At 45.5% G+C, this 24,168-nt stretch carries 19 protein-coding genes; 11 read left to right on the top strand and 8 right to left on the bottom strand.

Features of this window, described 5'->3' with window-relative positions; genetic code table 11:
• Positions 1 to 145: 145 nt before the first annotated feature.
• The 7 genes from gltB (at position 146) to ACP2WE_RS02755 (ending at position 9,648) form a co-directional block, all read left to right on the top strand.
• Entirely contained in the window at positions 146 to 4,729 is a 4,584-nt protein-coding gene (gene gltB / locus ACP2WE_RS02725; RefSeq protein WP_425214222.1) for a glutamate synthase large subunit, read from the top strand.
• A gap of 119 nt (positions 4,730 to 4,848) precedes the next feature.
• Positions 4,849 to 6,966: a DEAD/DEAH box helicase gene (locus ACP2WE_RS02730; protein WP_425214055.1), complete on the top strand. Its 2,118-nt coding sequence runs from the start codon at positions 4,849 to 4,851 to the stop codon at positions 6,964 to 6,966.
• On the top strand, positions 6,963 to 7,622 hold the full coding sequence (locus tag ACP2WE_RS02735; protein ID WP_425214056.1) for a DUF2290 domain-containing protein: 660 nt from the start codon (positions 6,963 to 6,965) through the stop codon (positions 7,620 to 7,622). The genes ACP2WE_RS02730 and ACP2WE_RS02735 overlap by 4 nt, the downstream gene beginning before the upstream one ends.
• A 134-nt stretch (positions 7,623 to 7,756) precedes the next feature.
• A complete protein-coding gene (locus ACP2WE_RS02740; protein WP_425214057.1) occupies positions 7,757 to 7,996 on the top strand; it encodes a hypothetical protein in 240 nt (79 codons plus the stop codon).
• A 175-nt stretch (positions 7,997 to 8,171) separates the two neighbouring features.
• Positions 8,172 to 8,390, top strand: a complete 219-nt coding sequence (locus ACP2WE_RS02745; RefSeq protein ID WP_425214058.1) for a YlcI/YnfO family protein — start codon at positions 8,172 to 8,174, stop codon at positions 8,388 to 8,390.
• A 140-nt stretch (positions 8,391 to 8,530) separates the two neighbouring features.
• Positions 8,531 to 8,998 (top strand): hypothetical protein, encoded by a 468-nt coding sequence (locus ACP2WE_RS02750; protein WP_425214059.1) that lies wholly within the window; start codon positions 8,531 to 8,533, stop codon positions 8,996 to 8,998.
• Positions 8,995 to 9,648 (top strand): hypothetical protein, encoded by a 654-nt coding sequence (locus tag ACP2WE_RS02755; protein ID WP_425214060.1) that lies wholly within the window; start codon positions 8,995 to 8,997, stop codon positions 9,646 to 9,648. Before ACP2WE_RS02750 ends, ACP2WE_RS02755 begins: the two co-directional genes overlap by 4 nt.
• Positions 9,649 to 9,654: 6 nt before the next feature.
• Here the strand turns inward: ACP2WE_RS02755 and ACP2WE_RS02760 are convergent, their stop codons facing one another.
• A complete protein-coding gene (locus tag ACP2WE_RS02760) occupies positions 9,655 to 9,852 on the bottom strand; it encodes a hypothetical protein (RefSeq protein WP_425214061.1) in 198 nt (65 codons plus the stop codon).
• Positions 9,853 to 9,949: 97 nt separating this feature from the next.
• Positions 9,950 to 11,590: a tetratricopeptide repeat protein gene (locus ACP2WE_RS02765; protein ID WP_425214062.1), complete on the bottom strand. Its 1,641-nt coding sequence runs from the start codon at positions 11,588 to 11,590 to the stop codon at positions 9,950 to 9,952.
• Positions 11,591 to 11,712: 122 nt separating this feature from the next.
• On the opposite strand from ACP2WE_RS02765, the gene ACP2WE_RS02770 reads away from it, so the two are divergent.
• Both ACP2WE_RS02770 and ACP2WE_RS02775 read left to right on the top strand, forming a co-directional pair.
• Positions 11,713 to 12,390: a pentapeptide repeat-containing protein gene (locus tag ACP2WE_RS02770; RefSeq protein WP_425214063.1), complete on the top strand. Its 678-nt coding sequence runs from the start codon at positions 11,713 to 11,715 to the stop codon at positions 12,388 to 12,390.
• A 15-nt stretch (positions 12,391 to 12,405) separates the two neighbouring features.
• Positions 12,406 to 13,077, top strand: coding sequence for a pentapeptide repeat-containing protein (locus ACP2WE_RS02775; RefSeq protein WP_425214064.1), 672 nt, complete (start codon positions 12,406 to 12,408; stop codon positions 13,075 to 13,077).
• Here ACP2WE_RS02775 and purU read toward each other — a convergent pair.
• Both purU and ACP2WE_RS02785 read right to left on the bottom strand, forming a co-directional pair.
• Positions 13,074 to 13,952, bottom strand: a complete 879-nt coding sequence (purU, locus tag ACP2WE_RS02780; RefSeq protein ID WP_425214223.1) for a formyltetrahydrofolate deformylase — start codon at positions 13,950 to 13,952, stop codon at positions 13,074 to 13,076. The two genes, ACP2WE_RS02775 and purU, sit on opposite strands and share 4 nt — an antisense overlap.
• Entirely contained in the window at positions 13,925 to 14,245 is a 321-nt protein-coding gene (locus tag ACP2WE_RS02785) for an MGMT family protein (RefSeq protein ID WP_425214065.1), read from the bottom strand. Before ACP2WE_RS02785 ends, purU begins: the two co-directional genes overlap by 28 nt.
• A 42-nt stretch (positions 14,246 to 14,287) precedes the next feature.
• Here ACP2WE_RS02785 and ACP2WE_RS02790 point away from each other — a divergent pair, with 42 nt between their 5' ends.
• Positions 14,288 to 14,689: a GFA family protein gene (locus ACP2WE_RS02790; protein ID WP_425214066.1), complete on the top strand. Its 402-nt coding sequence runs from the start codon at positions 14,288 to 14,290 to the stop codon at positions 14,687 to 14,689.
• Positions 14,690 to 14,782: 93 nt separating this feature from the next.
• Here ACP2WE_RS02790 and ACP2WE_RS02795 read toward each other — a convergent pair whose 3' ends face one another.
• The 3 genes from ACP2WE_RS02795 to ACP2WE_RS02805 form a co-directional block, all read right to left on the bottom strand.
• Positions 14,783 to 16,711: an APC family permease gene (locus ACP2WE_RS02795; protein ID WP_425214067.1), complete on the bottom strand. Its 1,929-nt coding sequence runs from the start codon at positions 16,709 to 16,711 to the stop codon at positions 14,783 to 14,785.
• Between the two features lie 386 nt (positions 16,712 to 17,097).
• Complete coding sequence (locus ACP2WE_RS02800; protein WP_425214068.1) at positions 17,098 to 17,856, bottom strand: TIGR00297 family protein; 759 nt, start codon at positions 17,854 to 17,856, stop codon at positions 17,098 to 17,100.
• A gap of 176 nt (positions 17,857 to 18,032) precedes the next feature.
• Positions 18,033 to 19,889: a VanW family protein gene (locus ACP2WE_RS02805; RefSeq protein ID WP_425214069.1), complete on the bottom strand. Its 1,857-nt coding sequence runs from the start codon at positions 19,887 to 19,889 to the stop codon at positions 18,033 to 18,035.
• A gap of 124 nt (positions 19,890 to 20,013) precedes the next feature.
• On the opposite strand from ACP2WE_RS02805, the gene ACP2WE_RS02810 reads away from it, so the two are divergent.
• Entirely contained in the window at positions 20,014 to 22,050 is a 2,037-nt protein-coding gene (locus ACP2WE_RS02810; protein WP_425214070.1) for an NAD-binding protein, read from the top strand.
• Positions 22,051 to 22,145: 95 nt separating this feature from the next.
• Here the strand turns inward: ACP2WE_RS02810 and ACP2WE_RS02815 are convergent, their stop codons facing one another.
• Positions 22,146 to 23,819: an iron uptake porin gene (locus tag ACP2WE_RS02815; RefSeq protein WP_425214071.1), complete on the bottom strand. Its 1,674-nt coding sequence runs from the start codon at positions 23,817 to 23,819 to the stop codon at positions 22,146 to 22,148.
• Positions 23,820 to 24,168 lie beyond the last annotated feature (349 nt).

The raw sequence follows: 24,168 nt of genomic DNA on the forward strand, positions 1-24,168 counted from the left end.
CGTGCTATGAGATTTGACAATTTTCTTAAGACATGATCCTTACATGACATTCTTGTTAGAAAATTCAAGCTATCTAAATTAAGTAGCTTCAAAATCTCAATCCTTCCCCACATTTCTTATCTTTACTCCCCCTATGTCACCCATGATGAACAGCAGCGCCCCCAAACAAGGCTTATACGACCCACAGTTTGAGCATGATGCCTGCGGGGTTGGTTTTATCGTCCATATGAAAGGGCAGAAATCTCATGAAATTGTCACACAAGCCTTGACAATTTTAGAAAACTTAGAGCATCGCGGCGCGTGCGGTTGCGAAACCAATACAGGGGATGGTGCGGGAATTTTGATGCAAGTGCCGCACAAATTCTTAAAAAAGGTGGCTTTGGCAGAAAATATCGCATTGCCAGAGGCAGGGCAATATGGTGTGGGCATGATCTTTTGCTCGCCCGATCCTGTCAAACGTGAAAAAAGTCGGCGCTTGTTCGAGCAAATCGTGGCGGATGAGGGTCAAGAGGTACTGGGTTGGCGTGACGTACCCACAGATAATTCTTCCTTGGGCAACACGGCTAAGTCGAGCGAACCCTTTATGGAGCAGGTGTTTATTCGGCGCAACCCCAATCTTGTCGATGACCTTGCCTTTGAACGCAAGTTGTTTGTGATTCGCAAACAGGCGCACAAGTTAATCCGCGAGCCCGAGATCGATCCTGCTTGGTATCCATCTAGCCTATCGAGTCGCACGATGGTTTACAAGGGAATGCTGATGACGGCACAGGTAGGTCTCTATTATGCCGATCTCCACGATCCTGACATGGAGAGTGCCTTGGCATTAGTCCACTCGCGTTTTAGTACCAATACATTCCCCAGTTGGGAGCGATCGCATCCCTATCGTTACATTGCCCACAATGGCGAAATCAACACCCTACGCGGCAATATCAACTGGATGCTGGCAAGGCAGTCGATGTTCGAGTCAGAGCTGTTTGGCGATGACATCAAGAAGGTAAAGCCCGTCATTAACGTGCAGGGTAGCGACTCGACAATTTTTGATAATGCGCTGGAATTATTGGTCTTGGCAGGGCGATCGCTGCCCCACGCCATGATGATGATGGTTCCCGAACCTTGGACGGCGCACGAGTCCATGAGCGAGGCCAAAAAAGCCTTTTACAAATACCACTCCTGCTTGATGGAACCTTGGGATGGTCCCGCTTCGATCGCTTTCACCGATGGCACGATGATCGGCGCATTGCTCGATCGCAACGGCTTGCGTCCTTCTCGCTATTATGTCACCAAGGACGATCTGGTCATCATGGCATCCGAAGCAGGCGTATTGCCAATTGAGCCAGAGCGCGTTGCTCTGAAGGGTCGTCTAGAACCAGGGCGAATGTTCCTCGTCAATATGGAAGAGGGACGCATTGTCACGGATAGCGAAATCAAGGATAAAATCGCCACCGCACATCCCTATGGCGAATGGGTTGCCCAAAATATGGTGTCCTTGGCAGATTTGCCCGTACCTAGCACGACTGAAACCTTGGACACAGAGACGCTCATACAACGTCAAATGGCCTTCGGGTACACCTTTGAAGAATTGCGCCTCATCCTGACGCCGATGGCAAAAGATGGTGTTGAAGCCGTGGGAGCCATGGGCTCAGATACGCCCTTGGCTGTGCTGTCGGATCGCCCCAAGCTGCTTTACGAATATTTTCAGCAACTGTTCGCACAGGTAACCAATCCGCCGATTGACTCGATCCGCGAAGAAATTATTACTTCGGCTGAGACCACACTTGGGGCAGAGCGCAACCTGCTCAAACCAGAGCCAGAGAGCTGCAACTTGATCGAGCTAAAAACGCCGATTCTCAGCGATACCGAGTTAGCCCAGCTCAAGCACATCGATCGAGGCAGTTTTAAGTCGGTGACTTTGCCCATTCTATTTAGTCCTAACGATGGCGTAAAAGGGCTAGAAGCGGTGATGGAAGAGATTTTTGCCCAAGCTGATCGCGCCATTGAGTCAGGTGTCAGTCTTCTGATTCTCAGCGATCGCGGCGTCAATAAAGACAAAGCGCCTATTCCTGCCCTGCTGGCAGTAGCAGGACTGCATCACCATTTGATCCGCACGGGAACGCGCACGCGCGTTGGTCTGGTATTGGAATCTGGCGAACCCCGCGAAGTGCATCATTACGCCACCCTGATTGGGTACGGCTGCTGTGCGATCAATCCCTACCTGACGTTTGAGACCTTAGGAGACATGATCCAGCAAGGTTTGCTCGTGGGTGTAGACCATAAAACTGCCTGCAAAAATTACATCAAGGCTGCCACCAAAGGCGTGGTTAAGGTCGCTTCTAAAATTGGCATCTCCACGATTCAAAGCTATCGCGGCGCTCAGATTTTTGAGGCAATTGGGCTCAACCAGTCGGTAATCGACAAATATTTCACTTGGACGGCAACGCGGATCGAGGGTGCAGATTTGGAAGCGATCGCCAAGGAAGCCACCCTGCGTCATAACCATGCCTTCCCCGATCGCCCTGCTAACGGACATACCCTCGATGTCGGCGGCGAGTACCAATGGCGCAAAGATGGTGAAGCTCACCTCTTTAGTCCGCAGGTAATCCACACCCTGCAAAAAGCCACTAGCCTAGGCAATTACGAGCTTTACAAGCAATATGCCGCACTGGTGAACGAGCAAAGTCAAAAGCATTTCACCCTGCGCGGTCTGTTGGAATTCAAGCAACGCGAATCGATTCCGATTGAAGAAGTCGAACCGATCGAAGAAATCGTCAAACGCTTTAAAACGGGCGCGATGAGCTATGGTTCGATCTCCAAAGAAGCCCATGAATCCCTCGCGATCGCCATGAATCGCCTCGGCGGCAAATCGAATACAGGCGAAGGTGGCGAAGATCCCGATCGCTATACTTGGACAAACGAACAGGGCGATTCTAAAAACAGTGCGATCAAACAGGTTGCCTCGGGTCGTTTTGGTGTTACCAGTCTCTATCTATCGCAGGCAAGAGAACTTCAGATCAAGATGGCACAGGGCGCAAAACCCGGTGAAGGCGGACAGTTACCCGGCAAGAAGGTCTATCCTTGGATTGCGAAGGTACGCCACTCCACTCCCGGTGTAGGTCTCATTTCGCCACCTCCTCACCACGATATCTATTCCATTGAGGATCTCGCCGAACTGATTCACGATCTCAAGAATGCCAATCGCGCCGCCCGCATCAGTGTCAAATTGGTTTCCGAAGTGGGTGTGGGCACGATCGCTGCGGGTGTCGCCAAAGCCCATGCCGATGTCGTTCTGATCTCTGGCTATGACGGTGGTACGGGTGCATCCCCCCAAACCTCAATCAAGCACGCAGGACTTCCTTGGGAATTAGGTCTTGCCGAGACCCATCAAACCTTGGTGTTGAACAACCTGCGCAGCCGCATTGTCGTAGAAACCGACGGTCAAATGAAAACGGGACGAGATGTGGCGATCGCCGCCCTACTCGGTGCTGAGGAATTTGGCTTTGCCACCGCCCCCCTCGTCACCCTAGGCTGTATCATGATGCGCGTCTGCCATCTGAATACCTGCCCCGTCGGTGTCGCCACTCAAGACCCGCAATTGCGCGCCCAGTTCACAGGCGATCCCGAGCATACGGTCAACTTTATGAACTTCATCGCTCAGGAATTGCGGGAAATCATGGCACAGTTGGGCTTCCGCACCCTCAATGAGATGGTGGGTCGCACGGATATTCTAGAACCCAAAACTGCGATCGCTCACTGGAAAGCCAAAGGGCTGGACTTCTCCAAAATCCTCTATCAACCCGAAGTGGGCGAAGATGTGGGACGTTATTGCCAGATTCCCCAAGATCACGGTATTGAGAAATCCCTCGACATGACCGTGTTGCTAGATTTGTGTAAAGGTGCGATCGAGAAGGGTGAAAAGGTCAAAGCAACCCTACCGATTAAGAATATCAATCGCGTAGTCGGCACGATTCTTGGGAATGAAATCACCAAACGCCATTGGGAAGGACTTCCTGAAGACACGATCCACCTGCACTTCCAAGGTAGTGCGGGACAGAGCTTTGGTGCGTTCGTGCCTAAAGGGGTGACGCTCGAACTCGAAGGCGATGCCAACGACTATCTCGGCAAGGGACTAGGCGGCGGCAAAATCATCCTCTATCCATCACGAGCTTCCACCTTTGTCGCTGAAGAGAATGTGATTGTCGGCAACGTCGTTCTCTATGGTGCTACCAGTGGTGAAGTCTACATTCGTGGCAGAGCGGGTGAGCGCTTTGGCGTTCGCAACTCTGGTGTAAATGTGGTGGTCGAAGGCATTGGCGATCACGGTTGCGAATATATGACTGGGGGCAAAGTCGTAGTACTCGGCATAACAGGACGCAACTTTGCCGCAGGGATGAGCGGTGGTGTTGCCTACATCCTCGACGAAAAGGGTGACTTTGCCACACGCTGCAATATGGCGATGGTAGGTCTAGAGAAGCTCGAAGATCCCGAAGAAATCGCCGATCTGCGCGACATCATTCAAAAGCATATTGACTATACCCAAAGCCAAAAGGGTACGAAGGTGCTCGCAGAATGGAAGGAAATGGTTCCTAAATTTGTCAAGGTGATGCCTAAAGACTACAAACGGGTGTTGCAAGCAATTGAGGAAGCGATCGCTTCTGGTCTCAGTGGGGATGATGCCCTGATTGCTGCCTTTGAGGCAAATTCCCGCGATGTCGCCCGCGTTGGTGGAAGCTAAATTTTGAGAATAGGCAGGGGCTTTCCCTCTGCCTATCTTGAGAAGACAAATGCTAATCCAAAATCTTGCTGCTAAAATTGTATTTACGCATTTCCCACTCTAAGTAGCAAGTAAATCTCATGGTTAATATTATTCGAGGCGATTTAGCCAAACCAGTCTCATCTAGCAGACTTGCTGACTACTTTGAAAGTAGATCTGATCTTGAAGGTAACTTGTACTTGGGTTATCCCATCATAGGAACTCCTCAAGGTGGTTATCAAATTGATGCACTTTTGGTGTCAAGAGAAAACGGCATTATTATATTTAATATTGTTGAGGGAACTGATACTAATTTAGATTTAGAAGAAGCCCAGGATGAAAGTGTAAATAAGCTTCAATCAAAACTATTTCAATATAAATCTCTTACTAACAAAAGAAAATTAATGGTTGAAATTGGTATTGTGACTTATGCACCAGCATTAAGTAACAGACCTACAAACATTTCTGAAGATTATTCTGTAATTATTAACGATTCTGATTTGACAGGATTTATTGAATCTCAGAAGTGGGATCATTGTGAATATTTTGAGAAGCTTAACTCAGTAATACAAGCTATAACTTCTATAAGGAAAAGAAAGCAGCGTAATTATATTCAACGAGAAGATTCTAGAGGCGCGAAATTAAGTAGGTTAGAAGAGTCTATTGCTAATTTAGATAAGCAGCAAAGTGCTGCGGTGCTTGAAACAGTTGAGGGAGTCCAAAGAATTAGAGGGTTGGCTGGTTCTGGTAAAACTATAGTCTTAGCTTTGAAAGTCGCATATTTACATGCAAAACACCCTGATTGGGATATTGCCGTTACATATAACACTCGTTCACTCAAAGGGCAGTTTAAGCAGCTTATTAATGCATTTACTATTGAACATACAAATGAGGAACCAGATTGGGAGAAGGTTAAAATAATTCATGCATGGGGAAGTCCTAAGCAAAATGGAATTTATTATGAGGTTTGCAAAAAACATAATATTGAATACAAAGATTTAGACGACGCTAAAAAGCTTACAAGTAATTTTGGACAACAGTTTAATGCAGTATGCGAAGAAGCTATTGGCAAAATCAAAATGTTTGACCAATATTATGACGCGGTTCTAATTGATGAAGCACAAGATTTTTCTCAACATTTTTTGAGGATTTGCTATGAAATACTCAAGGAACCCAAAAGACTAGTTTATGCCTATGATGAACTACAGAGCCTCAATAAAAACATCATGCAATCTCCTGAAATTATTTTCGGAAAGGATCAAAAAGGCATTGCTCGTGTTCAACTTCAGAACTTACCCAAAAAGCCAAAGCAAGATATTATTCTAGATAAATGTTATAGAAACTCTCGTCCAATATTAGTTTCAGCTCACTCTCTTGGTTTTGGGATTTATAGAGAGCAAGGACTAATTCAGATGTTTGATTATTCTGGACTATGGAATGATATTGGTTATGAAGTTCAGGAAGGTTCTCTAGAAGATGGACAAAAAGTAAAACTCGTAAGAACTGATAAAACTAGTCCCCAGTTTCTTGAATCTCATTCACCCATTGACGATCTTATTCAATTCAAAGTATTTAAAAATCATCAAGAACAAACTGAATGGTTGGTTAGTCAAATAGAAGAGAATATTAATACAGACGAATTGAAGCCTGATGACATCATGGTTATACATGCTAATCCTCTTACAACAAAAGAAGCTGTCGGAAAGGCTAGAGCTATGCTATTTGATAAAGGCATAAATAATAATCTTGCTGGTATAACTACTTCTCCTGATGATTTCTTTAGCGAAGAAGCTATTGTTTTTACCAGCATCAATAGAGCAAAAGGTAATGAGGCAGCAATGATTTACATTATGGATGCTCATAAGTGCTTTTCAGGTTCTGAACTTGCTAAGAAAAGAAATATCTTGTTTACTGCAATGACAAGAAGTAAAGCTTGGTTGAGAGTATTAGGTTATGGCGAGGACATGAAAAACTTAGAGGCTGAATATATGAGGGTTAAAGAACAAGGCTTTTCCCTAGAATTTATTTATCCTACAAGAGAACAAAGAAAAGAGATGAATGTTGTTAATAGAGATATGAGCCCTCAAGAAATGAATCGTATAGCAAGGGAGAAAAGGAACTTTAAGGTACTTATCGAAGCTCTTGATCGAGGTGAACTTCGCAAGGAAGACTTTCAAGAAGATTTAGAAAAACTGAAAGAACTATTGTTTGAGAAATGACGAGTTATCAAAGTATTTTGAATCAGATTAAAATTATTACAGAAAAGTTGATCTTAGTCGGTTTATCAGAAAGCCAGAATTTCCCATCTACTTCTTCTGAAGAAGGAATGATCAATAAAATTTCATATTCAGGCATAAAAAATCTTGCGATAACACTTAAAAACATCGAATATATTGAAGTATATGAAGAACTAGACAAAAATCGAGATTACAACATAAAAATGATTGATGGTGCTTTGTTACAATTTTTATATACTTACAAAAGCTCTGAGCTAATTTCTCATAGATTAGCTTTCTTTCCATCACCTTTTTTACATAATTTCCAAAATGAGCCTGAAATCTATGAAACTGATGACATATATGCTGACATAATCGCAAAAAACATTTTACCTGTACCAATCAGGTTTGATTATGATCCAGATAATTTCATAGACTTAGAACATCCAAATTGCCATCTGACTTTAGGGCAATTTAAAAATTGTAGAATTCCTGTAAGTGCTCCAATTACACCCAATACTTTTATATCTTTTATTCTTCGCAGTTTCTATAATACTGCTTTTACTAAATTTACAGATAAGTTGGATTTTTCAGGTGACCTTTTTGATGACACTATAACTATTGCTGAAAAGAAAGTGCTACATTTCGCTGTTTACTGAATTTCTCTTTTTTGAAGCGAACACATTTATTTGCAAGAGCAACGCTCATTTACATTATGAATAAACAACTCTGGATTGAAGTAAAAACTAAGTATTAGCTTGGGAAACTAAAAGACTTAACATTGTCTGAAAATATGACCACAATCACTCTAGAGCTACCCAAAAATATCTATGAGTCTTTGCAAAAAGCCGCAGCAAGGGCGGGGCAATCCCCACAAGAACTAATTACTCAGTTGTTAGGACAGACCATGATGACTTTTGCGGACGATCCTGTGGATGAGTTTATTGGCGCTTTTCGTAGTGATATTCCCGACTGGGGAGAAAATCATGATCGCTATATTGGACAAGAACTAATGGAAAGTCATAATGCTTGAGGTATTCGTAGATACCTCAGAAAACTAGGGCAGGAAATGGATTGGGGATACAAGGAGTGTTTCTGCGCACAATAAGTATCTTACACAAAATCTGAAGAACCTAAAACAAAAAATTTGACCATAGCAAAAATGTTTTAGATTATTTCTTTATAGTCTAAAAAGGAACTAGGCGACTATGAGTCCAACTGTCATATACCTTCCCGAACAAACCGAGCAAATCTTAGCGCAGCTTGCTGCACAAAGCGATAAAACACCCTCCGAAATTGTCCAAGAGGCACTCCAACTCTATTGGATAAATAAGCCTAAAAAACGTTCTAAATGTATTGGTATGGGAAAAAGTGGAATTCCCAATTTATCGGAGCACATCGATGAACTGCTCTGGAATGAATCATGAGAGTCATAGCTGACACTAGCGCAATCATTGCCTTACTCGATAAAGTGTAAGCATCATACAGAAGTTGTGCGTGTAGCTGAGTCAGCTTCTCAGTCTTCCACACTTGCACAAAATCAAGTCCGTTACGATATAATGTTTTTATGAAAACATCTTCAGTAGATATTCTTGTTATGAGTCCCGATGGGGAGTATCTCATGATCGTTGAGGTGAAAAACGATGATGTCAAATCTCGTACTCAAAATGCTATTGAAAAGCTAAAATGGCAAATGGCTTCTACTGCTTGCTCAGTTGGACTTTTGGTGTATGGAGAGCGTGTTATCTTACTCCGAGACTCTTTTGAGAAGTTAAATGGTGAGTCAATTAATATCGTAGGCGAAGCAAAGCTGCCAGATTTTTTACTGCCACCAGCAGATCGGGAATGGAAAAGAAATCCTGAGTTTGAATTTGCGTCGCGAGTGCAGCGATGGCTTGAGACATTGCAACGTACTGGAAGTATGAGCGACCTTCCAGATGATTTAAAATCCTTGTTTGGCGGATCGATTGCCAATTTTCTCCGACTAGGTGAAGTTAGATCTGCTGGACCAAGATGGAGTAAAGTCGCAAGGTGAAGCCCAATGTAATTTTGATTGAGACAAACTGGGTAGTAGATATTATTGCGCCTGCACACTTACAGAGTCCACAGGTAGTTGAGTTGCTTGCACGAGCTGAGGCTGGTGAATTTGAGTTACACATACCCGCCATATGCCTTGCAGAAGCGCGTGAAACTATACCTCGACGATATGCACCCAAATCTCGCTCTGATGACTTCCGTAAGTTTGTCACATGGGCAAAGAACGAAGGGAAGATCAACACTCAGGATGTGGATGCAGCGAGACGAATATTTGATAAGTTTGATGGATTAGTTAAAGGCGAGCTAATGAAGGTTCCAGAACGATTGCGCGAATTAGCTAATCATCCCAACCTCAAAGTCTTTGCGCTTTCGCAACCAATGCTAGAAAGACAGGTATCTATTGGTGCAATGGATCTCGAACTCAAGCCATTCGATCTAGCTATTTTGGCAGCACTACTAGTTCGGGCGGAGGACTTGCAGCAAGAGGGACTGTCTTGGATTGGCTTTTGCGAACTAGATTCCGATCTGCAACCATGGGATAGATCTGGTGCACCAAAGTCAATTCTTAGCGATCTCTACAATACTTCTCGAATATGGGTGTATGCAGATTTTCAGGTAGAAGATGTGGATGAGCTTCCTGAAGATTGAGGTATTTCAATTTAGCGATCGCACTTCGAGGGAGATGGTAATATTTAATGAGAAAAATGCGTCGCTTCTGGTCTCAGTGGTGATGATGCCCTGATTGCTGCCTTTGAGGCAAATTCCCGCGATGTCGCCCGTGTTGGTGGAAGTTAGGTTCCCATAATGGATAAGGGGCTTAAGCTCCTTATCCATTTCATCAAGACTTATCATTGTCTAAAAATATGACGTGAACCTCTCCCCTATTCTTCTCTCATTTTATTTTCGCTTTTTGGCTCTGACTGATTTTTAGAGGTGCCCTGAATAGAAACTAGTTCTTTGGGGGAGTAGGTGGAGGAGTTGGCTTGAGCCGTTGTACCACAATTTCTTTATTCACCAAGGCTTGAGATTGGGTTGGATTGAGTTTGAGCGCTTGCTCAAAAGATGCCAGAGCTTCAGGATTGCTGCCGATCGCCATCAGGGCTAGCCCTCTGCCTGTCCAGTAGTCAGCATTTTTGACATCGTAATTTAGGGCATAGTTGTAGGCTGACACCGCTTCTTGGAAGCGATCTAAAGACATCAGTGCCAAGCCTCGATTAAACCAAGCCGCTCCCGATTTAGGGTTGATCGCGATCGCTTGATTGCTGGCCGTGAGGGATTCTTGATAGCGTCTCAGTCGCCACAATAGGGCACTTTTATTCACCCAAATATCCGCCAAGGTGAGTTTGTTACCGATATTGGCATCGCCTGCGATCGCCTTATCGTATGCCATCAGCGCTTCATTCGATTGTCCTTGAGAGGCAAGAATGCGACCATGATTAAACCAAGCACTAGAGGAGTTTTGATTGAGCGCGATCGCTTGATTGGTTGAAGATAGAGCCTCTGAGAATCTGCCTAAATACCACAGGGTTCCACCGCGATTGCTCCAAAATTCAGAATAGTTGGGTTTCAGCGCGATCGCCCGATTTGCCGATGCTAGAGCCTCTTCATAGCGTCCCAGACCACTCAAGGCGCTCCCCCTTTGATCCCATGCTAAGCCTGCGCCCAACTCATTCCATTGCTGATCGCCTTCTTGAATAGCGGCTTCGCAAGCTGCTAGTGCTTCTTTAAACTGTCCCAGTTGATTGAGTGCGGCACATTTGTTGGCGAGGGCGAGGGAATATTTGGCATTCGCTTTTAATGCCCATTCTTGAGAAGCTAGTGCTTCTCCATACCTTCCTAACTTCCACAGAACCATACCTTGCTCTGTCCAAGCCACAGAGTCTAAAGGTTTGATCGCCAAGGCTTTATCGTAGGCAAATAGAGCCTCGTCAAAATGTTCCAGTTTGCGTTGAATTCTGCCGCGATTTGCCCAAGCATTGGCAAGGGAGCCATTGCCCCAGTTCGCATTGACCTTAATTGCTTTTTCGCAGTCTTTGAGGGCTTCGGGATCGCGATCGAGACTGGATAGAAGTTCGCACCGATCGGCTAGGGCGATCGAGTAATTCGGTTTGGTCTGAATTGCCCAGCCCAGAGATTCTAAAGATTCGGCAGGCTTGCCCGATCGCTTGAGGGTTATAGCTTGGTTGTACCAGGCTTCGGCAGGTGAGGTCTCACCCCAGTTTTTGTCCAGCCGCAAAGCCGTCTCGCAGGAGGTGAGGGCATCGTCATAGCGTTCGATTTCGTTGAGCGCACCGCACCTTTTGGTTAAAATCTCAGAGTTAATTGGGTCGAGGCGGATAAAGCGATCGTAGGAAACCACCGCTTCGGTATACATTGCCAGAGCCACCAGAGAATGTCCGCGTTCTGCCCAAGCGATCGGCTCGTTGGGGTTGATGGTAATCGCTTGATCGCACGCGACAACCGCTTCTTTAAACTTTTTAGACTTCCCTAAAGAACTACATAAAGCCGCCCAATAGTCAAAGTCCTGCAATTTATCCTGCGCCCCCGCTACATAGGGGCAGGTAAGGTTAAGAATCAAAAGCGAGAACATAAAAAGAACTATATTCTGCCTGTTTTTTAGCTTGAGAGAATGTAAGAGAGCGTACAAAATCTTCTATCTCCTTGGCTCTGAATCTTAATCGTTTATACTTAAATTTATCATTGTATATGCCTATGCGACGTCTCACCCTTCGAACTTCACTGCTGCTGACACTGGCTCTGAGCCTTTTGGCTGAGATAAGTACTTTCGGCATTCAGCCTGCGATCGCTAACTTAATTAATAATATCGAAGTCCTACAGGAAACCAATGCCTGTGTCGAATGTCAACTCAGTAAAGCTAACTTGAGCGATAGCAAATTTAGTGGAGCCGATCTGTATAACGCTGACCTGACTGAGGCAAATCTCAAAAATACCGACCTTTCCAATGCCAATCTTAAAAGCTCGGCACTGGTCAATGCCAACTTGCGACGGTCGAATCTCAGTGGGGCAAATCTCAGAAAAGCAAACTTGGGGAGGGTAAATCTGCTTAATGCCAATTTAAAAGGCGCAAATTTAACGCTTACCAACCTTGTGAATTCTAATCTCAGTGGTTCCGATCTGACGAGTGCCGATCTGAGTGGGGCTAGCCTATGGCGAGCGAATTTAAGTAAGACTATTTTGATCGATACGGCGATGACAGGAGCCAACTTAACCAATGCCACGCTCAAAGATGCCTTGCTAGACGAAAAGACGCTGAATGGGGCTAAGCTATGCAACACCACGATGCCTGACGGCACAATTGAGAATAAAGACTGCCTCCCAGAAAAGAAACCAGAGCAAAAAACAGACCAGAATTCAAACCCCAAACCCTAACACCTCACAAATCCTATGATGCGTCCCTTCATTTGTGCTGGAATTCCTGCGATCGCCTGTTTATCCCTATGTTTCCATGTTGCTGCCGATCCGCTCAGCGATCGCCTTCAGGCAGATAACCGACAGCTTTTGATCGAGACCAATCGCTGCCGAGGCTGCGATCTGCGGAATACCGATCTCAGCGGACTGAAGCTGGTGGGGGCAAACTTGCGAAATGCCGATCTCAGAGGCACAAACCTGCGCAGTACCGATTTGCGAGGAGCCGACCTGCGAGGTGCAACGGCAGCAACGGCTGATTTTAGCTACGCCGATCTGCGGGCGGCTGACTTTAGACGTACCGATCTCAAAGATGCCAACCTCAGCAATACCCATTTAGCCAATGCCCTGTTTAAGAATGCCGATCTCTCTCGGGTCAACTTTAGCAATGCCTATTTGTACGGAGGCGTAGATACATTTACCTCGGCTCACCGTATTGCCGATCTGGAAGCGGCAAATTTAACAGGAGCCAACCTCAGCAACGCCAACTTTAGTTTTGCCAATCTGAGTAGTGCTAATTTGAATGGGGTGAACCTGCGCGATGCCAATCTGGACAATGCCAACCTAGATAACGCGAACCTCAGTGGTGTGAATCTATGCAATACCATCATGAGCGATGGCACTGTTAATAACCGAGATTGCAAATTTTAATCAAAGACAACAGTGCGTAAATTTAATCCAGAATTTGCCGAGCTACCGTAAACCAGTACCCGATTTTCTAAATGTAGTCTCACGGCTCTTGCTAATACAATTCGCTCTAAGTCTTTGCCCTTACGGATTAAATCGGCGACGGAATCGCGATGGGATACACGGATCACGTCCTGCTCGACGATTGGGCCTTCATCTAGATCTTGGGTGACATAGTGTGCCGTTGCCCCGATAATCTTGACACCCCGTTTGTAAGCCCGTTGATAGGGATTTGCCCCTGGAAAAGCAGGTAGAAAAGAGTGGTGAATGTTAATCACCTGTGGGAATTTAGCCAAAAACGCTGGACTCAAGACCTGCATATATTTAGCCAGCACCACCAAATCGATTTTATATTGTTGTAATAGGGCTAGCTGTGCGGCTTCTTGAGCTTCCTTGGTTTCAGGGGTAATGGGCAGGTGGTGATAGTTGATGCCAAAGTTATGAGCTACGGACTCTAGTTCTGCGTGATTGCCAATCACTAAGGGAATCGTGGCAGGAATCTCACCCGATCGCTGCCGCAAAATCAAGTCATAGAGGCAATGATCTTGCTTGGTGACAAAAATCGCAATTCGGCGCACGCTATCGGAGAAATGAATTTCCCACTTCGCTTCAAACGTCTCTGCTAACGGGGCAAAAGCAGGGATAATTTCCGATCGCGTTAAGTTAAATCCATCAAGTTCCCATTCCACGCGCATCAGAAACAAGCCAGCGATCGCATCGGTATGCTGATCGGCATGCAGAATATTGCCCCCATGGGAAAACAGCCAGTCGGCGATTTTTGCCACGAGCCCTTTTCGATCGAGGCAGGAAATTAGTAAGGTTGCGGTTGCCACAGATATTCTCGTAGATTGATTTTGCCCTTTGCATTAAATTTTATGCCCTCTTGCTCCAAAAGCGATCGCTGCAAATAGTCAGCCCCCCGCCGCAAGGGTGAATAGGACACTTCGCCTTTGGCATTAATCACCCGATGCCAAGGGACATCTGAAGTCGCTACATCAACGCGAAATAGGGCATATCCAACCAGCCGCGCCTTTCCTGCTAGGTTTGCCAATTCGGCTACCTGTCCGTAGGTCGCTACTTTCCCTTGAGGAATTTGCCGCGCGATCGCATAAATCTGTTCGTAGATATGCATGGCTTGATATTTTTAGATCGACTAACAAGATAAAATTTGCTCATGACACAAACAGCAACTTCTTTCGAATCTTCAAGCTTCCCAGTCCATTATGGCAGCTGCCACTGTGGAGCCATACGCTTTCAAGTCACCGTAGAGAAATACGAAGCGGTCGATTGTAATTGCTCTATCTGTCAAAAGAAAGGATTTTTACATCTCATCGTTCCACCCGAGCATTTTCAGCTCTTACAGGGAGAGAATGACCTCACAACCTATACTTTCAATACTGGCATTGCCAAGCATTTATTTTGTCGGAATTGTGGCATTCATGCGTTCTATCGCCCCCGTTCCCATCCCAAGGATTTTGATGTTAATGTGCGCTGTTTAGATGATGGCGCGATCGCGTTGTTTGAGATCGTTCCTTTTGATGGCAAACACTGGGAAGAGAACGTACACAAGCTCTAATTTTGGCTAGAGTTTTTCTGCAAGTATAAATAAAAGCTCATGTTTCTTTCCCTCCGAACTTTAGGCTCAGAGGGATATATCGTCTTATTTTCCTCAACCACCCACATGGATGGATGGACGCTTGTCAGGATCTTTTTCCGCTCTACGCAGTACTTCGCGGGTTACCACAGCCGTATCTCCTTCCCCAAACAAGAGAAAACGGAGTAAATATTGAATGGGATTGCCCTCCGCCCAACCGAAATAGGCATGGGGTAAATTCCCAGTTCTGTTACGAACTTCTAGGAGAATCGCGGCGATCGCATTTGGGACTGCGGCACTGCGAGTTCGTAGAATGCGATAATCGCCGATCTGCTCGCCTTCTACGCGAATCGTCTCGACAAATTCCGAAGCATCGGATATTTGAACTTCAAGGAATAGCACGGGATCGCTTGGAGGAATGTGGTTGTCAGAACGTATTTCTTGTTCCTTTGAGAAATATTCCTCAACGCTCCCCGTTCTACGGCGATGGGCAATCAGCCGTATAGTATGTTCGTTCTCTTTAGCAATGAAACCGCTGGCAATTTCATCTAGTTGAACCTGTTCTGCTCGGATCTCTGTCGAACGCCAGACGCGCGAGATCAGAGAGGTGAGCACGATCGAACCGATGAAGAAAGCGGCAATTTTGACCCCGTCTGGTCGTTCGATAATATTGACCACGGTGGTATATATGAAAATCAAGGTAATGAGACCAAAGAGGGCAGTGCCAGTTCGCGATCGCCGATGGTAGGCTGCCAAAGTAACCGCAAATGCGGCAGAACTCATCAATACCAGCACGCCCGTCGCATAGGCTCCACCTTGAGCATCTACATTCGCATTGAAGAGAATCGTAACCACAAAAGCGATCGCCGTGCAAATTAGCACGAGTGGTCTCGTAGCCCTCGCCCAGTTTGGAGCCATGCCATAGCGTGGCAGATAGCGTGGGACAATATTCAGCAACCCTGCCATTGCCGACGCACCCGCAAACCACAAAATGAAAATCGTACTTAAATCATAAATCGTTCCAAAGCCATTACCTAAGAACTGGTGGGCTAGATAGGCAAGGGCGCGTCCGCTGGCTGCTCCTCCTGGTTGAAACTCTTTTTGGGGGATCAGCAATGTCGTTACCAAACTGCTGGTCAGTAGGAAGACACTCATGATAACCGCTGCCGTGGTCAGCAGTTTGTAGGTATTGAGAATCCTCCCCTTAGGATGCTCTTCTGTGTCGTTACGGTTACCCTTAACGAGTGGCATGACAGATACCCCAGTCTCAAAACCAGACAATCCCAATGCCAATTTGGGAAAGAGTAGAGCAGCAATTCCCAACATGAGTAATGGATTGCTGTGTTCGACAACCAAAAGCTTTTGCCAGTCTGAAATTACTGATGGATTTTGCAGAATATGTTGGATGCCGACGCTAATCGTGATGAAGTTTAAAAAGAGATAAGCAATAACCAGAAAAACGGCAATCCCGATCGCTTCACGGAATCCCTTGAGAAAAACGCCTCCCAGTAATGCAATCAGGAAAAGTGTAATACCGACAGCTTGATGGTGCAGAAACTCTGGAACCAAGGGATTTTCAACGATGTGAGCCGTAGCGTCAGCCGCCGAAAGCGTAATTGTGATGATGAAATCAGTGGCTAAAAAGCCCAGCAGGCAAAGCACAAATAACTTACCTTGCCACCAAGTGAGAAGATGTTCGAGCATGGCGATCGACCCTTCACCGTGAGGGCTGATAGTTGCCACCATTCGATAGATAGGCAGAGCGCCAAAGAGTGTTAGCAAAACTAAGATTAAGGTTGCGATCGGAGAGAGTGTGCCTGCTGCTAAAGCAGCAATCCCAGGTTGATAGCCCAGTGTCGAAAAATAATCAACCCCAGTTAGGCACATGACCTGCCACCAAGGATGCTTGGGATGTTGTTCTCCACTTTTAGGCCGATCCTCTGTCAACAACCAGCGTACAAACTTTCTGCGGTATCTTTTGGGGCGAACGATCGGCTCAACCATACTACACTTTTCCTACTTCATAGAAATATCGACCTTATACCAACTCTCCAAAACTCGGCTGTAGAAATCATGCACAAACAAAAGTAAGCCTCTGCAAGAATTTTCTGCATTGTTTTTAGGGAGGTAGTATGACTCAACAAGCGGTTTTGTATTTTAAAACAGCCCCTTGCAGTCGCCAGATCTAATTTAAACAGGTTTAAACGGGAATCGTGTAATTCGAGCTTCAAGTTTTTGTGGCTTGGACACAGCAATTCTGCTTATGGAACGATTTTACTAGGTTTCAGGCGTTTTTATGTTTGATACGCATCTCACAGTACTCATATTTGGTAAGTGTTACGAAGTTTTCGTCATAGGTATGACATGTAATTTTATGACTGGTGCGATCGCTAGACAGCAGTTTGCCACAGTAAGGCGATCGCGACGGCAACCACAGCCCCGATCGCCGTATTAATTCCATTCACGACCTCATTGGTGAGCCAAGCATAGCGAGACTGTAGGGTAGCACCGATAAGGCTTTCAATATTCGTGGCAATTAGGGCGGCGATCGTGCACCAAGCAATGCCCAGTGGCGAGATAAATCCTACTGCCCATGCGATCGCGGCAATTAGGATACCACCGAGAACCCCAGCCGCAGTTCCTTCGAGGCTAACGGCTCCCTCTGTGCCTGCGGGAACGGGTTTAAAGGTGGTAATTAAAAACGTACTTTTGCCATAGGCTTTACCAATTTCACTGGCGCAGGTATCGGCGAGTTTGGTACTGAGGCTGGCAGTATAGGCTAACAGCCAGAGCGAATGGGGCATGACTGCATAACCCACGGCACAAACCGCGCCTGTAAATGCCGAGCCCCAGAGATTCTCAGGACCCCTTGCCCCATCCCGTTTTTCGGCAATTCCTTTGGCTTCTTTAATCTCTTTACCGATGCGGGTTACACCCGATCCCACAATTAAGTAAGCCAGAATAATTGTATAGCCCTGCCAATCTAAACAGCCCCAGACTAAAATCCCCAACCACCAAGCATGGAGAATGCCCTCGGTAGTGAGAACTTTACGGGGTAATGCCAAGGCGATCGCGGCAAGCACCGTATTTAACCCAACGGCGATAAACCAAGTTGTGGGAATGTCTAGATTACGAAAGAAGTCCAGCATAAAAACTATTGCTACTTAGTAAACTTCAGAGCCAATATCAATGAGTAGTATTTCCTCATTTTGCTCGAATCAGCATCTCCTGTTCTTCTATGGGCAAAACTTCAAAGCTATCTAAAAGTGAGTCAAAGCCCAATGTTTGTGTCATTTTTGTTAAGCTTAGGGAACGTTTCCTCATTCTAGCAAAGTTCATTCATCATGGCATTGGCTAAACCCTCCATGTCTCCACTGGGTATTTTTGTAACACCTTCAAGACTTCCCAAACCACAGGCTGAAGAGGCAATTACAGGAATTTTATGGGCGATCGCGTTTAATAAAATTCGTGGTTTATGTTCCACAAATGCGGGTAAAACGACTAACCCCACTTCTTCCAAACAATTGGGAAGGGGTTTATGGATGGTGATGCCTTCCCAAAAATCTTCACTCTCAAGATTGCGCCCCAGTACAGTCAGTTCTAAATTTAGCTTTTTTGCAACTTCTCTGATTTCATAGGCACCTTTTCTGCCAATCGCTGAGGCTGGGAATAAAATCCGATTCCCTTTGGCTAAGTTAGGCTTAATTTCTGGAATATGCCAGTCGAGTAAATGTGCTTTTTGAGGAAATAAAGCTGCGATCTCAGTGTGAGGTGTAATCAGGTAACGTGCCTGAGCTAAGGCATGGGTTTCGAGTTGTGTGAATTCGGTACTCAGCCTGAAATCGTTTAAGGTAGGGCTATCTGGATGCAAGCGATGGGCAAAATCTAACTGCTCTTGTAAAACGGCTAAGGGCGATCTCGTCATCAACACATCAAAGGTTCTGCCTTGCAAACTGCCATTTTGCCAGAGGAAGGGTAAAAGGTTCTGGCTAACCACAATATGAGCGATTTTATAGGCGAGCAGGGAACTGAAGTATTCTGCCAGCTTCCGATCGTATTTCAATAATGTATTTTGCAGGGATTGACCTTGAGGTGAGAGGTTGCGTGTTGCTAAGGCTCTGGTTAGGGTGAGAAAGGTGGCGCGATTGACTTGGGCAAATCCCGATTGGCTCCATGCATAGTTCGGCTTGCGAAATCTTTTGCCATCTAGAGGGATTACCAGAATATCTTGGCTGTTTTTTTGTGTCTGAATGTAGCGATCGAACTCAATCCAATATTCGTCAAGCAGATAGGCTGTTTTACCAAGTTTCGGATTGGGGCGGTTCCCTATTTTCTTAGGAAAAGCTTCGTATTCGGAATGTTTTCCATCGCTGGATTGCGGCATATTCCTATGACATGAGCTGACATTGCAAGATAGGCAGTCATGGGTGCGATCGATGACTGGGCGATCGTCCGCATTTGTGAAATCTGGTGCTGTGAGAGAAGAATTTTTGGCGTTAAATAAAGGAACTGAGATAAACTGATTTTCTTTGCCAATCCCTTGGACTTGGACAACGAGCGCATCGCCAGTCAAAGAGATCTCCAGTTTGATGGCTCGATTTACTTTGAATCTCAAATCGACATAGTTCCAAAATACCGTGGCATCTCGTCCAATTTCTGCGAGCGAGCCTGGGACGATCTGCGTATGAGCATGACGTTCGAGGATTTCAAAACCAGCATCCAAAGCAACGCTATAGAGCGCATTCGATAATTGACATAGACCACCGCCAATACTGGGAATCGTACATCCTTGGCGGATCTCGCGTCCCTTGACATAACCTTTGCTTCTAGTGGGCTGTCCTACATATGCCCAGAAGCTAAAGATGCCATCCTTGGGAATCTCAACCCCGTGCACTGTTTGTGCTGCAATTCTGAGATTGTGGATTTTGCCTAATTGAAGCTCGCTTTCTGCTTCTCTCTCTCGATCGCGTAACGAATAATTCCATAAAGGAGTAATGGATGTGGCGATCGGGTCACGAGCGCTAGGAAAATAATTCTTAGGATAAAGTTTTGGAGGATCGATAAAGTTGCGAATGCCTCGATTTAACTGTAAAAAGGAAGCTTTTAGGCGAAAGAGATACTCACTATAAAAATTAGGATGCTTGATGCCACGATCAGCTGAACGATTTAAAACTGTAGTCATGACTTCACACTCAATATCCCAAAATTATTGTTGAGCATTCTTTTAGAACTAGACGATTAAATTTACAAGTGAGTTCCCTCAAAGACCTATGATTAAATTGCCCGAGTATTTTCGTTTTTAACCTATGCTCGAATCTACAAAAACAGAAATTAAAGTTGAATCAAATCGTGTTTTAGTTTGTGGGCTGGGTAGTTTAGGTCAAAACTGCGTCAAAGCCTTAAAAGAGTTTGGATCGGTGGTCAGCGCGATCGAGCAAGTTCAGCCCACGGGTTGGGAAATCTCAGAGTTATCTAGTCTGCTCGAAAATTTGTTTATTGATGATTGCCGTCAGACTCGCGTTTTAGAACATGCAGGCGTGCGTCAATGCCGTGCGATCTTGCTGGTCACCAGTAATGAAAAAGTGAATATAGAAACTGCTTTTGCAGCGCGATTGCTAAATCCTGAGATTCGTTTGGTGGTGCGATCGGCAAAACAAAATCTAAACGATCTATTAGGTCAGCATTTAGGTAACTTTGTGGCATTTGAGCCTACACAGCTCCCTGCAACCGCCTTTGCCCTTGCCGCACTGAGCGAAGAAATCTTGGGCTTTTTTACTCTAGATGGTCAACTCATGCGGGTTGTGCAGCAAAAAAATCTCCATGAACTTCGGCTAATCCGCGAATTTAATAATCGTCAACGCAAAATTCTCGAACATACTCCAAGCGATCGCTCGATCGCTCAAAGATCGTCCGACCAGAGAACGGATAGCCCTGACAATCCATTCCATCAATGGGAACCAGAAGCAAGGGTTAACGCAGAGGATACCTTAACCTATATTGAGGTCGCGGATGTGGTTAACACGAGTGTAGAAAAGAGCAAACAAAAAGATTTAAAGCAATTACTGTCAGAAATTGCGAATGGTCTACTTTGGCGAAATCTTAAGGAGCATTCTGCTAAATATTGGCAATGGACAGCAGAAAATCAAACCCGTCTGGTCGCCACGCTCTGTGCGATCGTGGTCGTGGTTTTGGTTGCTTTGGGAACCTCCCTATTTCTACTCTTTTACCCTGACATCACATTTGCTCAGTCTTTTTTCACAGCATCATCATTGCTGCTGAGTGGCTATGGGGACATGTTTGGAGGAGTTTTGAATAACGATCCCGCCCCGACTTGGTTGCGATTGTTTGCGCTCTCTTTGACGGTGATTGGCACGGCGCTTTTAGGATTGCTTTATGGTTTGTTAACGGAAAGTATGTTGAGTGCTCGATTTCAATTTCTATCGCGGCGTCCGCCTATACCAGAGCAGGGGCATGTGGTTCTGATTGGGTTGGGACGAGTCGGGCAGAGAGTCGCCGCACTTTTACAGGAATTCAATCAGTCTTTTGTGGCGATCGCAAGTTCCGAAATTGCTCCAGGCATATTACCTAAGATGCCCCTAATTGTGGGCGATATCAATCACGCTTTAACGAAAGCAAATTTGGCTCAGGCAAAAAGCTTAGTCGTAGTTACCGATGATGAAATGATCAATTTGGAAGTTGCGATGATGACCCATGTGGCAAATCCTGATAGCTATTTGGTGATTCGTACCTTCGATCAAAATTTCACAGATAACTTGGCACAACTGTTGCCCTATGCCGATGTCCTCTGTGCGAATGCCATATCCGCTGAAGCATTTGCAGCAGCGGCTTATGGCGAAAACGTGATTAGTCTGTTTCGGCTCAATAACCAAACAATTCTGGTCACGGAGTATCTCATCCAAGACGGTGATACGCTGAATGGTCTGATTTTGGCGGAAGTTGCCTATGGCTATGGGGTAGTTCCTATTTTGCACCAAGAACTGCAAAAGCCCTCTAAATTTATGCCTTCCGATGATACGAGGTTGAATGTAGGCGATCGCCTCGTAGTACTAGGCACAATTAAAGGCTTGCAGGCTGTGGAATTGGGCGTGGCGACTCCTCCCACATGGTCTGTCTATATCGAAAGAGCGACGACGAAGGATGCTGCGTTTGAGGGGGCAAATATCATCGTGCGGGTAACGGATGCCCCTATGAGCGAGGCGAGGGAACTCATGGAGCATTTACCGCAAAGACTGATGTTCCCTTTACACAAATTGCAAGCTCAGAGACTCGTGCGAGAACTGATGAAAGCACAGGTTGTAGCTTATATTGCGAACGATCGATAGATCGCCGCATAACATTATGCTTGAGTAACCAGAATTCCTCTCAAATTACTGTGAGGATTGAGGGGTAGGAGGTCTAGTCTCGACTCGTTCCATTCCTAAAAAGAAAAGACTGTGCGCAACGAACCAACCCAGATCGGATCGCCATTTCGATCTGGGTTGGTAACGACAAAAATATCGGGCATAATACTAATATTTTTCGTCAATCGATAATTGTAGAAAACCTCTAAATGGATAGGAGTATCTTGATCTTGGCGCAACGCTCTTGTCAGACCATCGATGTAATTGCTGCTGGTTACCTTGGGTGGAACGCCAATAATCAAACCGCCAACACTGCCTTCACTAAATAAATCGATAAACGCCAGATTGAGCGCTCCATTTAAAATCGTGGCACTACTACTCCCACGACTTAATTGGTTTGCGATCGTATAACCAAACCATCCCCCAAAATGGATTTTAGGGCTTAACTTCCAGCTAAATTCCACACTGAAATTATCAGCAGAAGTAGCATTTTGATCGAAGGGAGTGAGGGCATAGATACTCCCCGTCGTACTCTGAAGGTTAACCGTATTCGCTGTAAAGTATTTGTGCGTGTAGGTAAGGGCTGCCTCAAATTCGCGACTGGCTGTAAAGGTTAGCTGGGCAATAATGCCATTATTGCCATTAAAAAGACCATTACCACCCGTAGGAATACTGGCTTGATCGCTGTTCCCAAAATAGCCAGCATGTACCTGTAACCAATCGTTAAAACGATAGGCAGCTCCGATTCCAGTGGCAAGAAACCCTAAGCGATAGGATGCGGGGTTCCAAAGAGAAAAACGAGAATTAGGATAGACAACTAAAGAAATTAATGGATTGACGACTGGAACCCAGTCATAGGGTTGTAATCCCGAAGCGACGATCCAGACTGTGGCACGATCGCCGATGGGGAACTTATAGTCTAAGCGATCGAGTCGAATTGAATTTGGCGAAACTGGCGGATCGAATAACAGATTAGAGGTAAAGCTACCTGTAGCGGTAGCGATACTAGGGGTGTTGGTGCCAACGAGACGAACGTTGAGCATGTCTTTCCCAGTAAAACTGGTTTGAAAATTAAGACTGGCATAGGATTGAAAGACTGTGTTGCTGCCCCTAGGAGGACGTTCGCCAAAGGTATCGCCAATCAAGAAGGCAATAATGGTTCTTAATTTCGTGATGGGAGAGAATTGTTGTTTTTCTACGATCGCAGTGCGGTTCTCTAAGGAATCCACGCTTCCGCGCAGGGTAGCGATCTCTTGGGAAAATTCTGCTTGCAGCTTTTGGAGAATGGCTAGGTCTGACTGGCTCACTTTATCGGCAAGCCCAGCCGCAGTCAGGGCATTCACTTTATCTAGTACTGTATTTAAGCCTGCAGCAAACTCATAGCGAGTTAAGGCGCGATCGCCGCGAAATTGACGATCGGGATAGCCTGCGATCGCACCATATCTTTCTACGAGGGACTGTAATGCCTGAAATGCCCAATCGGTCGTTTTGACATCTGATAATTGTGAAACTGATGTGACTGTTTCCATTCCCGCGATGCGATTGTTCGAACTATTGAGAGAGTTCTGAAAAATCACAGGATCTTGAAGTGGAGGATGGGATGGGACTGCTTTGCTTGCACGCAGGGCTTCTGGGACAGCAAGCTGAGAATTCCACGAGCGATCGCGTGCAGGTCGAACTAGACTAGAAGGGGATGGAGTCGGCTGTAAAGTTTCGGCATGGCTAGGGTCATAGGCAGCGACTGTTGGCATAAATAGACCGGTACTGCACCAAAGAACCCAAGTAGGGCTACATTTCCAGAAAGATTTTGACATCGTTACTTTCACTACACGGGCGGCGGAAGGCATTGGGGATCGTCAAAACTATAGCTTGAATATCACCTAAAGGTTTAGTTAGTATAGGTAATTCGCAAAAAACTATCAAACAACAATTATTGTTTTTATTAATTTAACCCACAAAATTCATAATGCTTGCCTTGAGCCAGTCCTGAATTTGAATAAATTCCTAAAGCCTTTAATACTAAGATAGGGTGATGTAACTTCAGATGAACAGAATAATCAAGCTTAGAGCAATCTTAAGCCCACAGATAGATCCTTAGAG

This window comes from Tumidithrix helvetica PCC 7403 (assembly GCF_965232925.1).
Taxonomy (GTDB): Bacteria; Cyanobacteriota; Cyanobacteriia; order Pseudanabaenales; family Pseudanabaenaceae; genus Tumidithrix; species Tumidithrix helvetica.

Excerpts from the sequence above, each read along its gene's own strand:
- gltB (WP_425214222.1), top strand. The coding sequence starts at position 146 with ATGAACAGCAGCGCCCCCAAACAAGGCTTATACGACCCACAGTTTGAG.
- ACP2WE_RS02730 (WP_425214055.1), top strand. The coding sequence starts at position 4,849 with ATGGTTAATATTATTCGAGGCGATTTAGCCAAACCAGTCTCATCTAGC.
- ACP2WE_RS02735 (WP_425214056.1), top strand. The coding sequence starts at position 6,963 with ATGACGAGTTATCAAAGTATTTTGAATCAGATTAAAATTATTACAGAA.
- ACP2WE_RS02740 (WP_425214057.1), top strand. The coding sequence starts at position 7,757 with ATGACCACAATCACTCTAGAGCTACCCAAAAATATCTATGAGTCTTTG.
- ACP2WE_RS02745 (WP_425214058.1), top strand. The coding sequence starts at position 8,172 with ATGAGTCCAACTGTCATATACCTTCCCGAACAAACCGAGCAAATCTTA.
- ACP2WE_RS02750 (WP_425214059.1), top strand. The coding sequence starts at position 8,531 with ATGAAAACATCTTCAGTAGATATTCTTGTTATGAGTCCCGATGGGGAG.
- ACP2WE_RS02760 (WP_425214061.1), bottom strand. The coding sequence starts at position 9,852 with ATGATAAGTCTTGATGAAATGGATAAGGAGCTTAAGCCCCTTATCCAT.
- ACP2WE_RS02765 (WP_425214062.1), bottom strand. The coding sequence starts at position 11,590 with ATGTTCTCGCTTTTGATTCTTAACCTTACCTGCCCCTATGTAGCGGGG.
- ACP2WE_RS02770 (WP_425214063.1), top strand. The coding sequence starts at position 11,713 with ATGCGACGTCTCACCCTTCGAACTTCACTGCTGCTGACACTGGCTCTG.
- ACP2WE_RS02775 (WP_425214064.1), top strand. The coding sequence starts at position 12,406 with ATGATGCGTCCCTTCATTTGTGCTGGAATTCCTGCGATCGCCTGTTTA.
- ACP2WE_RS02785 (WP_425214065.1), bottom strand. The coding sequence starts at position 14,245 with ATGCATATCTACGAACAGATTTATGCGATCGCGCGGCAAATTCCTCAA.
- ACP2WE_RS02790 (WP_425214066.1), top strand. The coding sequence starts at position 14,288 with ATGACACAAACAGCAACTTCTTTCGAATCTTCAAGCTTCCCAGTCCAT.
- ACP2WE_RS02795 (WP_425214067.1), bottom strand. The coding sequence starts at position 16,711 with ATGGTTGAGCCGATCGTTCGCCCCAAAAGATACCGCAGAAAGTTTGTA.
- ACP2WE_RS02800 (WP_425214068.1), bottom strand. The coding sequence starts at position 17,856 with ATGCTGGACTTCTTTCGTAATCTAGACATTCCCACAACTTGGTTTATC.
- ACP2WE_RS02805 (WP_425214069.1), bottom strand. The coding sequence starts at position 19,889 with ATGACTACAGTTTTAAATCGTTCAGCTGATCGTGGCATCAAGCATCCT.
- ACP2WE_RS02810 (WP_425214070.1), top strand. The coding sequence starts at position 20,014 with ATGCTCGAATCTACAAAAACAGAAATTAAAGTTGAATCAAATCGTGTT.
- ACP2WE_RS02815 (WP_425214071.1), bottom strand. The coding sequence starts at position 23,819 with ATGCCAACAGTCGCTGCCTATGACCCTAGCCATGCCGAAACTTTACAG.